This window comes from Pseudomonas plecoglossicida NBRC 103162 = DSM 15088 (genome assembly GCF_000730665.1).
GTDB classification, from domain to species: Bacteria; Pseudomonadota; Gammaproteobacteria; order Pseudomonadales; family Pseudomonadaceae; genus Aquipseudomonas; species Aquipseudomonas plecoglossicida.
Genome location: NZ_BBIV01000071.1, coordinates 1 through 12,146 on the forward strand (window position 1 = coordinate 1; position 12,146 = coordinate 12,146).

General features: G+C 69.2%; 2 protein-coding genes. Both read right to left on the minus strand.

The genetic code is table 11. From position 1 onward, the window contains the following. On the minus strand, nucleotides 1-7,832 hold a 7,832-nt coding region (locus PPL01S_RS23715), incomplete at its 3' end, for a non-ribosomal peptide synthetase (protein WP_042156833.1). Further along, nucleotides 7,829-12,146, minus strand: a 4,318-nt coding sequence (locus PPL01S_RS23720; RefSeq protein ID WP_156056271.1) for a non-ribosomal peptide synthetase, incomplete at its 5' end; no start/stop codon positions are given. The genes PPL01S_RS23720 and PPL01S_RS23715, both read right to left, overlap by 4 nt.

The following is a 12,146-nucleotide window of genomic DNA, read 5'->3' on the forward strand; positions in this document are numbered from 1 at the left end:
CCGGTCAGCGAAGACACCTGCGCGAGCGGCAAGCCCGGCTGCTCCAGCAAAGCTTCCAGCAGGTGCATGAAGTGTCCGGCCAGGCGTTCAACGCTGGCCCGCTCGAACAAATCACTCGCATAGTTGAAGGTGAAGGTGAACGCCCCCTCCCCCTGCTGGTCGACGAACAGCCCCAGGTCCACCTGGGCGGTGCGTCGTTCCTGGTCCAGGCTGCTCATGCGCAGCCCGGCCAGCTGGTCGCGCAGTGCCACGTCGTGGCGTTGCAGGCTGAACAGCACCTGGAACAGTGGGTTGTGGCTGAGGCTTCGCTCCGGTTGCAGCGCCTCGACCAGTTGCTCGAAGGGCAGATCCTGATGGGCCTGGGCCGCCAGTACGGTATTGCGTACCTGTTGCAGCAACGTGCTGAACGGCTGCGACGTGTCGATGCGGGTGCGCAGCACCTGGGTATTAACGAACAGGCCGATCAACCCTTCGCACTCGGCGCGCGTGCGGTTGGCCACCGGCACACCGACGCACAGGTCGTCCTGGCGGGAGTGACGCTGCAGCAGCACATTGAAGGCCGCCAGCAGCAACATGAACGGCGTCACATTCTGCGCCTGGGCCTGCTGCAGCACGCGGGAGGCAAGGCTGGCCGCCAGTGCCAGGCTGACGCTGGCGCCGCGGTAGCTCTGCTGTGCCGGGCGTGGGTGGTCGGCGGGCAGTTCGAGGATGCGTGGGGCATCCCCCAACTGCGCGTGCCAGTACTCCAGCTGGCGTTTGCCTTCGCCGCCCGCCAGCCAGTCGCGTTGCCACAAGGCGTAGTCGAGATACTGGATCGGCAACGCTGCCAAGTTGGCCGGTTGGCCGCTGCATTCGGCAGCGTAGAGCTGGCCCAGTTCGCGCACCAGAATGTCCATCGACCAGCCATCGCCGACCATGTGGTGCAGGGTCAGCAGCAAGTGGTGGCGCTGGCGGTCCAGGCGCAGCAAGTGGCCACGCAGCACCGGGCCCTGCACCAGGTCGAACGGTGCCTGGGCCTGGGCTGCGCGCAATGCCAGGGCCTGGCCGGCCGGGTCGGCAGCGCCGCGCAGGTCGCTGTACGGCAGCTCGAAGTCGCCCGCTGGCAATACGTGCTGACACACCTCGCCGCCCTCACTTGGGAAGCAGGTACGCAAGGCTTCATGGCGCGCCAGCAAGCCGTTGAAGGCGCGCTCCAGGGCCGTGCGGTCCAGTTCGCCGTCCAGCTCCAGGGCCACCGGCATGTTGTAGGCATCGCTCTGCGGGTCCAGTTGCCAGAGGAACCACATGCGCTGTTGGGCAAACGACAGTGCCGGACGTGCCGGGCGCTCACGGCGTTGCGGGCCACCGGCCACCTGACCGCGGCTGCGCGCCAGGACCTGGGCCAGGCCGGCCACCGTCGGGGTGTCGAACACGGCACGCAGGGCCAGTTCCACGCCGAACACTTCACGTACCTTCGATACCACGCGCACGGCCAGCAGCGAGTGCCCGCCGATCTCGAAGAAGTCGTCGTCACGGCCCACCCGCTCCACGCCGAGCAGGGCCTGCCAGATGCCCGCCAGGGCCGTTTCGCGTTCGCCCTGTGGGGCACTGTACTGGCGCGCCTGCCATTGCGGGGCCGGCAATGCCTTGCGGTCCAGCTTGCCGTTGGGGCTCAACGGCATCGCCTCCAGGTGCACCAGCAGCGCCGGCACCATATAGTCCGGCAGGTGCTCGCGCACGCCTTCGCGCACCGCATCCAGCAGGCCCTGTGGCTCTGCCTGCGGCGCATCGCTGGTGAGATAGGCCACCAACTGCGCACCACCGGCCTGCTGCCAGGCCAGCACGACTGCCTCGCGCACCCCCGGCTGCTCCAGCAGACGCGCCTCGATCTCGCCCAGTTCGATGCGCAGGCCGCGCAGCTTGACCTGATGGTCGATGCGACCGACGTAATCGATCACCCCGTCGGCACGCCAGCGCGCCAGGTCACCCGTGCGGTACATGCGCTCACCCGGCGCGCCGAACGGGTTGGCGACGAAGCGTTCGGCGGTCAGCCCGGCGCGCTGCAGGTAGCCGCGGGCCAGGTTGTGTCCGGCGATGTACAGTTCGCCCGCCACCCCAACCGGCACCGGCTGCAACTGGGCGTCCAGAATCATCAGCTGGGTATTGGCGATCGGTCGACCGATCGGCACGCTGTGCCGGCCCGGCTCATCCAGGCAATGCCAGTAGCTGACATCGATGGCCGCTTCAGTAGGCCCGTACAGGTTGTGCAGCGCGCCGCCATGGTGCTGCTGGAATTGCTGCTGCAACTCATGGGGCAACGCTTCGCCGCTGCACATCACCTGGCGCAGGCTGGTGCAGGCCGCCAGCTCGCCGGCAGCGATGAACGCCTGCAACATCGACGGCACGAAGTGCAACGTGGTGATGCCCTGCTCGACGATCACCTGGCGCAGTTGAGCCGGGTCGCGGTGGGCGCCGGGGGCAGCCATCACCAGGGTGGCGCCGGTGAACCAGGGCCAGAAGAATTCCCACACCGACACGTCGAAGCTGAACGGGGTTTTCTGCAGCACACGGTCGTCGCCGCCCAGCGCGTAGGCGTCCTGCATCCATTGCAGGCGGTTGAGCAGGCCGGCGTGATGGTTGCCCACGCCCTTCGGGCGGCCGGTGGAACCTGAGGTGTAGATGCAGTAGGCCAGGCTGAGCGGCGGGAAGTCGGTGACCGGTGCGTGATCAGGCTGGGCTTCGACCTGCGCCCAGTCGCGGTCCAGGCACCACACCCTCGACTCGCTGGCCGGCAGGCGGGGCAACAGCGCGTGCTGGGTCAGCAACAGCGGCACCTGGCTGTCTTCGAGCATGAAGGCCAGACGCTCGGCCGGGTAGTCCGGGTCCAGCGGCAAGTAGGCGCCGCCGGCCTTGACGATGGCCAGCAGAGCGATGGCCAGTTCCGCCGAACGCTCGGCGAACACCCCGACCCGCACATCGCAGCCCACTCCCTGGCTGCGCAGCCAGTGGGCCAGGCGGTTGCTGCGGGCTTCCAGCTCGGCGTAGCTGAAGTGGCGTTCGCCATCCACCAAGGCGCAGGCCAATGGGGTGCGCTCGGCCTGCTGACGGATCAGCTCGGGCAGCATCGGCCGGTCGGCGTAGTCGCGGGCAGTGGCGTTCCAGCCGTGCAGCAACTGCTCGCGCTCGCCTTCGGCCAGCAGCGCGAGGCGCTCCAGGGCCTCGTCCGGGGCCTGGGCGATGGCTGCCAGCAAGCGCTGGAAGTGCCCGACCAGGCGCTCGATGGTGGCCTGCTCGAACAGGTCGGTGGCATAGCCGAAGCTACCCGACAGCTGACCGTCGGCGTGTTCGCGGGTGTCGAGGACCAGGTCGAACTGGGTGCTGCGCCGGGCGCTGGGCAGTGGCTCGACGGCAACGCCAGGGAGCGCCAGGCTGTCCAGCCCGATACTGCGGTCGTGGTTGAACAGTACCTGGAACAGCGGGTTGTGGCTGAGGCTGCGCTGCGGCTGCAGGGCTTCCACCAGTTGCTCGAAAGGCAGGTCCTGATTGGCCTGGGCGTCGAGCACATGGTCGCGGGCCTGGGCCAGCAACTGATTGAACGAGCCCTCGCCGTCCACCTGCAGGCGCAGCACCTGGGTGTTGACGAAGAAGCCCACCAGGTTCTCGGTCTCCTGCTGCTGGCGCCCGCCAATGGGCAGGCCGATGCGCAGGTCGCACTGGCCGCTGTAGCGCATCAGCAAGGTGCCGAAGGCAGCCAGCAGCAGCATCGAAAGCGAACTGCCGCGTGCCTGCGCCAATTGCTGCAGCTGTTGCGCCAGGGCCGGTGCCACGGCAAATCCGACACTGTCGCCGCGCAGGCTCTGCTGCGCCGGGCGCGGGTGGTCCAGCGGCAACTCCAGCAGCGGGTGCTCGTGGCCCAGATGGGCGCGCCAGTGGGCCAGCTGACGCTCGCATTCGCCGCTGGCCAGCCACTGACGCTGCCAGACCGCAAAATCGGTGTACCGCACGGTCAGCGCCGCAAGCGCCGCATCTCGCCCCTCAAGGGCGGCCTGGTAGCAGGCGGCGAACTCGTCCAGCAGCAGCTTGACCGAAGCGCCGTCGGCGATGATGTGGTGCAGGGTCAGCACCAGCACATGCTCCTCGCTGCCCAGACGCAGCACATGAATGCGCATGAGCGGGCCGCAGGCCAGGTCGAAGGGCGCGGCGCCCTCTTCGGCCAGAAAATCCATCAGGCGCGCTTCGCAGGCATCGGTAGGCAACTGCTCGAGGTTCACCTCGCTCAGCGCCAGTGCCGGGTTCTCCAGCACCTGCTGGCGCACTTGCTCGCCATCGTCGATGAACACCGTGCGCAATGCCGCGTGCCGAGCCTGCAGCTGCTCGAACGCCGCACGCACTGCGGGCAGCGCAAGCGGGCCACGCAGGCGCAGGCCGCCGCTGATGTTGTAGGCCGCGCTATCCGGGGCCAATTGCCAGAGGAACCACAGCCGCTGCTGGTTGAACGACAGCGCCGCACCGCCTTCGTGGGCCACGGCCTGCAACGCCGGAGCACGGTCCTGGGTGCGCGCCGCCAGCATGGCCAGCGCCAGGTCACGCAAGCACGGGGTATCGAACAGCTGGCGCACCGGCATGTCGATGCCCAGGCGCTTCTTCACGCGCGCCACCACCTGCACCGCCAACAACGAATGGCCACCCAGCTCGAAGAAGTGGTCCAGCGCACCGACCTGCTGCAACCCCAGGACCTCGCCCCAGACCTGGGCCAGCAGTTGTTCGTGCTCGCCCTCGGGGGCCTGGTAGCCGTCGTTGTCGCGCTGCCACACCGGCTCTGGCAGTTGGTTGCGGTCCAGCTTGCCGTTGGCGTTGCGTGGCAGCTGGGCCAAAACCATCACCCGCGCGGGCACCATGTAGTCGGGCAGTTGCTCGCGCAGCAGCTGGCGCAGTTCGCTGCCCAGCTGCGGGTCGTCGGCGGCCACGTAGGCCACCAGTTGCTTGCCGCCCACCGACTCGCGGGCCACCACCAGCGCCTCGCGTACCCGGGCATCGGCGCGCAGGCGCGCCTCGATCTCGCCCGGCTCGATGCGAAAACCACGCACCTTGATCTGGTGGTCGACGCGGCCGAGGTAGTCGATGATGCCGTCGGCACGCTGGCACACCAGGTCGCCGGTGCGATACAGCCGCCCGCCCGGGGTGCCGAACGGGTCGGCGATGAAGCGCTCGGCGGTCAGCCCCGGGCGCTGGAAGTAGCCCCGGGCCAGGCCTTCGCCCCCCAGGTAGAGCTCGCCGCACACGCCGGTGGGCACCGGGTTCAGGTCGCCATCGAGCACCCACACGCTACGAGCGCCGACGCGGTCGCCGATGGGCGCGTAACCGGCCTGGCAGTGGTCGGCGGGGCCGGCCTTCCAGATCATCGGCGTGACCACGGTTTCGGTGGGGCCATAGCCGTTGATGATCCAGGCCGGGCGCAGCACCTGGCGCACCTGCTCGAAGCTGGCATGGGGCACGGCGTCGCCACCGAAGCAGTACACGCGCACCGCCGGCACATCGTCGCGGCCTTCGGCGTGCTCGGCAATCTGTTGCAGGTAGGCCGGCGGGAACGCCGCCACTGTCACACCGCAGCGGCCCATGGCCTGGTAGGTCTGTTCCGGGGTCCACAAGCTGTCGTCGCGCAGCACCAGGCTGGCGCCATGGGTCAGGGCGGTCAGCCAGCGTTCGTGGGCACCGTCGAAGGCGAACGACATGAAGTGCAGCTCGCGGTCGGCGGGGGTCATTTCGTAGCGCGCGCCGATGGTGCGGCAGTGCATGGCCAGCGGGCCATGGGCCACGGCCACGCCCTTGGGCAGGCCGGTGGAGCCGGAGGTGTAGATCAGATAGGCCAGGTTGCCCGGGTGCGGCGCCACGGCCGGTGCTTCGGCCGGCAGCGCGTCCAGGTCGAGCAGGTCGAGGTCGAGCCGCTGTACGCCTTCGGGCAATGCTGCTCGGCGCGGATCGCGGCTGTCACTGATCAGCCAGGCCAGGCCCGCGTCGCGAATCTGGTAGGCCAGGCGCTCCTGGGGGTAGTCAAGGTCCAGGGGCACGTAGGCTGCGCCGGTCTTGAACACCGCCAGCAGCGCCACCAACAGCTGTGGCGAGCGCGGCAGGCCCACGCCCACACGCAGCTCCGGGCCGACGCCCTCGGCGCACAGCTGCTGGGCCAGCTGGTTGGCACGGCGATCCAGCTCGGCGAAGCTCAGCACCTGCTCGCCACAGCGCACCGCCGGTGCATCGGGTGTGCGCTGGGCCCAACCGGCGATCAGCTCATGTACCAGCGGCTCATGGGGCGTGCCTTCGGGCAGGGCGTTCCACGCCTGCAACTGCGCCCAGGCCGCCGGTTCGTGCAGTTCGAAGTCGCACACCCGGGCTTGGGGTTGCTCGGCGATCTGCGCCAGCAAGGCCTCGAAATGCCGGCGCCAGCGCTCGATGCTGGCGGCGCTGAACAGGTCGGTGGCGTAGCTGATCTCGCAACGCAGGCGGCCGGCGGAATCCTCGGCGGTGTCCAGGGCCAGGTCGCAATCCACCGCGCGCATCAGCGGTGCCAGCGACTCCATGGCCACGCCATCGAGGGCCTGCAGGGCATCGGTGTCGTGCCACTGGTGGTTGTAGATCACCTGGAACAGCGGGTTGTGGCTCAGGCTGCGGTGCGGCGCCAGGGCCTCGACCAGCTGTTCGAACGGCAGGTCCTGGTGGGCCTGGTCGGCCAGCGCGCCGTGGCGCACCCGGGCCAGCACGCTGTCGAAGCTGTCGCGGCCATCGAGTTCGGTACGCATCACCAAGGTGTTGACGAAGAAGCCGATCAGGCGTTGGCTTTCGCCGTTGCCACGCCCGGCCACCGGCACGCCGACGCGCAGGTCGGACTGCCCGGTGTAGCGGTACAGCTGCACCTTGAACGCCGCCAGCAACAGCATGAACAGTGTCGCGCCATGGGCCTGGGCGACCTTGCGCAGCGCCCCGGCCAAAGCCTCGGGTATGTCGAAGCAGAGCACCGCGCCCTGCCCGCTGGGGCGCGCCGGGCGTTGCTGATCGGCTGGCAGTTCCAGGGTCGGCGCCTCGCCGCCCAGGCGTTGCAGCCAGTATTCCAGTTGGCGCTCGCCCTCCCCGGCCGCCAGCAGCTTGCGCTGCCAGGCGGCGCAATCGGCGTATTGCGCAGTCAGCACCGGCAGCTCGCTGCCAGTGCCACGGCGATGGGCGTTGTAGCCGCGGGTGAACTCATCCACCAGCAGGTTCATCGACCAGCCATCGGCGACGATATGGTGCACGCCCAGCAGCAAGCGGTATTGCTCGGCGCCCAGGCGCAGCAAGGTCACCCGCAGCAAGGGGCCCGCCGCCAGGTCGTAGGGGGTGACGGCGCAGGCCATGCCCAGTTGCTCGGCACGGGCCTCGCGCTCGGGCGCCGGCAGCGCGGTCAGATCTTCATAGGCCAGGTCCAGCTCGGCCTCGGGTTCGATCAGCAATTGCGGCTGGCCTTCCACCTCGTGGAAACGACTGCGCAGGTTCTCGTGACGGGCGACGATGTCGCGCAGCGAGGCGGCCACCGCCTCGGGGTCCACAGGCCCGTTCAGTTGCACGGCGCGATGCAGGTTGTAGGTCGCTGCCTGGGGATCGAGCTTCCAGATGAACCACTGCCGGCTCTGCGCCGCCGACAGCGCCAGAGCGCCGTCGCGGGGCAGGCTCGGCACCGGCAGCCGGCGCACGTTGACGCCGGCGGCCACCAGCCTGGCCAGGAACAGTTGCTGCTTGTCCTGCGGCAGTTGCGCCAGGCGTGCGCCGATGGCCAGCAACTCACGGTCCTGCGCCGCTACCTTGGGTTCGAGGACACTACTCATTCAGCCTGCTCCAGTTCTTCCAGCAAATCGTTCATGAAATCCACTTCCAGCAAATCGTCAGCGGCCGGCGGCGCGCTCTCCAGCCGTGCGGCAAGGGCGCCGACGCTGGGGTGATCGAAGAACTCGTGCATCGCCAGGTCCACGCCCAGCACCTCGCGCACCCTCGACACCAAGCGGGTGAGCAGCAGCGAGTGGCCGCCCAGTTCGAAGAAGTCGTCGGTGCTGCCCACCCGCTCCAGCCCCAGTACTTCGCACCAGATCGCCGCCAACTGGTGTTCCAGCGCGGTGGCCGGTTCCACGTGCTGGCGGGCTTGCCAGTCGGGGGCCGGCAGGGCCTTGCGGTCGAGCTTGCCGTTGGGGGTCAGCGGCATCTGCGCCAGCACCAGTACCTGGGACGGCACCATGTAGTCCGGCAGCGCCGCCTGCAGCGCCTGCTTGAGCTGCGCCGCCAGCTGCGGCGCATCGTCCGCCTCTGCGTAGCCCACCAGCACCGTGCCGGCCGGGCCCGGGCGCGCCACCACCGCCGCCTCGCGCACACCGGCGCAGCGGCGCAGGCAGGCCTCGATCTCGCCCAGCTCGATACGGTGGCCGCGGATCTTTACCTGCTGGTCGATGCGCCCGATGTACTCCAGCGCAGTGCCGCGCCAGCGCACCAGGTCACCGGTGCGGTACAGACGCTCGCCTGGTGCACCGAACGGGTCGGCGACGAAGCGTTCGGCGGTCAACCCCGGGCGGCGGTGGTAGCCACGGGCCAGGCCCGCACCGCCGATGTACAGTTCACCGGCCACGCCGTCGGCGGCCGGTTCCAGGCTGTCGTCCAACACATGCAGCGAAGTGCCGGCAATGGCTTCGCCGAGCAACACCTGCGCTGACTGCTGCCCCAGACGCATGCGCGCCGACCAGATGGTGGTCTCGGTGGGGCCGTAGAGGTTCCACAACTCCCCCACCACGCCTTGCAGCCGCGCAGCCAGGTCACCTGCCAGCGCCTCGCCGCCGCACAGGGCGCGCAGCCCTTGCAGGCTGGCGAAGCGCGGGTGTTCGGCGAGCATGCGCCAGTTCGACGGCGTCGCCTGCACGCAGCCCACGCCCTGGGCTTTGATGAAGTCCAGCAGCCGGCCGGCGTCGCGCGCCAGGGTGCGGTCAGCCATGACCACGCTGGCGCCTTGCAGCAGCGGCAAGTACAGCTCCAGCGCGGCGATGTCGAACGACAGTGAGGTCAGCGCCAGCATCTTTTCGCCGCTGGCCAGCCCCGGCGCCTCGGCCATGCTCAGCAGGAAGTTGGCCAGCGCGCCGTGGCGCACCGCCACACCCTTGGGCAGACCGGTGGAGCCGGAGGTGTAGATCACGTAGGCGAGTTGCTGCGGGTCAATCGTCGGCAATGCCGTCGATTCGTCGGCAGCCAGTGCCAGCTGATCGAGGCACCAGCGTTGCTGGCCGGCGGCCGCCTCTGGCAGTTGGGGCAGCAATGCGCTGTGGGTGAGCAGCAGCTGTGCGCCGCTGTCGTCAAGCATGTGGCGCAGGCGCTGGGCCGGGAACTCCGGGTCCAGTGGCACGTAGGCAGCGCCAGCCTTGAGCACGGCAAGCAGGGTCACCAGCAGCTGCACATCACGCTCCAGGCACACCGCCACCAGGCTGTCGGCACTCACGCCGTGGGCCAGCAGGTGCCGGGCCAGGCGCGTAGAGGCCTGATCCAGGCTGGCATAGTCAAGGCTTGCCAGCCCATCGCTCACCGCACACTGCGCGCCGGTACGGCGCACCTGGTCAGCGAACAGTGCTGGCAGACTCAGCCCGGCGCCCAGCACCGGCTGTTGCGCGGCACGGGTCAGGGCATGGCTGCGGGCCTGAGCCGACAACATGGCCAATTCGCCCAGGCGCCGCTGCGGATCCCCCGGGATACTGCGCAGCAGCTCGCCCAGGTGCTCGGCCAATTGCGTCAGCGTGGCGTCGCTGAACGCTTCGGCGCGAGCCGCCAGGTTCAGGTGCAGGCGCTCACCCGGGTTGACGGTCAGGGTCAGCGGGTAGTGAGTGGACTCGCGCTGGCTGACGCCAGTGATGCCCAGGCGCTGCATGGCCTGGCTGCGCAGGGCCGCATCCACCGGGTAGTTCTCGAACACCAGCAAGGTGTCGAACAGCGACTGTCCGGCAGTGCCGGCCCAGCGTTGCACATCGTAGAGCGGCACATGGGCGAGCTCCTGCAATGCCAAGGTTTCGTTCTGCAAGCTCTGCAGCCAGTTGCCCAGCGCGTTGTGCGCCACCGGCTCTGCGATCAGCGGCAGGGTATTGATGAACAGCCCCAGCATCTCGCCGCTGCCGGCCAGTTCCGCCGGGCGCCCCGACAGGGTGGCGCCGCAGCAGACTACGCGTTGGCCGCTATGGCGTTGCAGCAACAGCAGCCAGGCGGCCTGGACCAGGGTGTTGAGGGTGACGCGCTGGTTGCGGGCAAAGCTTGTCAGGGCCTCGGTCAGCGCCGCGTCCAGCTGCACGTCCAGGCTGTGGTAGCCGGTGCTGCCCGCAGGTACCGATGCGTTGCCGGCCAGCAGGGTCGGTGCGTCGAGCTGCGCGGTGCGGGCTTTCCAGAAGGTTTCGCCGCGTTGCGGGTCCTGACGCTGCAGCCAGGCGATGTAGTCGCCATAGCGGCCAGCCGGGGCTTGCGGGGTTTCGCCCACGTAGTGACCCAGCCATTGCTCGATCATCCGCGCGCTGCTCCAGCCGTCCAGCAACAGGTGGTGGTAGGTCCACACCAGGCGATGGCGACCGTTGGCCAGGCGCAGCAGCGCCACCCGTTGCAGGGCCGGCTCGGCCAAGTCGAATGGCAGGGCTCGCTGCTGGCTGGCGAAGGCTTCCAGTGCCTCCGGGCTGCAATCGTGCCCGATCCAGTCATGCTCTACCCACAGCTGGGGCACCTGGCGATAGACCAGTTGCAGCGGCTGCGTCAGGCCTTCCCAGGCGAAACCGCTGCGCAGGATGGGGTGGCGCTCGATCAGTTGCTGCCAGGCCGCGCGCAGTTGCTGCGGCTCGACATCGTCCAGGTCGAAGGCCAGCTGGTTGATGTACACACCCTCACCGGCGCCGCTCAGGCCATGGAACAGCATGCCCTGCTGCATCGGCGACAAGGGGTAGGCGTCTTCCAGGCCTTCGCGGGCCATCGGCAACCGCGCCTGGTCGGCGGCGCACAGCTGCTCCAGACCCTTGCTGGCCACGGCCGTACCGGCGGCAGTCAGTTGCCCGGCCACCTTGGCCAGGCGGCGGATGGTCTGCTGCTCGAAGAGATCACGCGGGGTCAGTGCCAGGCCCGCTTCACGGGCGCGGGCAACCACTTGCACCGAGACGATGGAGTCACCGCCCAGCTCGAAGAAGTTGTCCTCGGCACCTACCTGCGGCAGGTTCAGCACCTGTTGCCAGATCGCGGCCAGGGTGCATTCCACATCGCCCTGCGGCGCTACGTGCTCGCGTACGCGTACTTGCAGCTGCGGCTCAGGCAGTGCCTTGCGGTCGAGCTTGCGGTTCGGCGTCAGCGGCATGCGCTCCAGGCGCATCAACCACGCCGGCACCATGTAGTCCGGCAGCTGCGCCTGCAGGCGCTCGCGCAGGGGCGCCAGCAGCGCCTCGTCGTCGGCCACCACATAGCCCACCAGCTGCCCGTGGCGCGCCACCACGGCGGCTTCGCGCACACCCGGCGCGGCCAGCAGGCAGGCTTCGATTTCCCCCAGTTCGATACGGAAACCGCGGATCTTCACCTGCTGGTCGATGCGACCCAGGTATTCCAGTGCACCATCGGCGCGGCGGCGCACCAGGTCGCCGGTACGGTACAGGCGCTGACCGCTGCCGAACGGGTCGGCCACGAATCGCTCGGCGGTCAGGCCTGGGCGCTCGTGGTAACCACGGGCCAGGCCTTCTCCGCCGATGTACAGCTCGCCCGCCACGCCCAACGGCAGCGGCTCGAGGCCGTCATCCAGCACATGCAACGCCGTGTGGGCCAGGGCTTCGCCCAGCATCACCGGCTGCTGGCCTTGCAGGTGGCAGCGGGCCGACCACACCGAGGTTTCGGTCGGGCCATAGAGGTTCCACAGGCCACCGGCCACGGCGATCAGGCGCTCGGCGAGGTCCGTCGGCAGCGCTTCACCGCCACACAGCAGCTGGCGCCCGGCCAGCGCCGGCAGGCGTGGATGGTCGGCCAGCATGCGCCAGGTCGAGGGCGTGGCCTGGATCGCGGTGACCTGCTGCTGTTCGATCTGCGCCCACAGGCGCTCCGGGTCGCGCGCCGTGTCACGGTCCACCAGCACCACGCTGGCACCGCTGACCAATGGCAGGTAC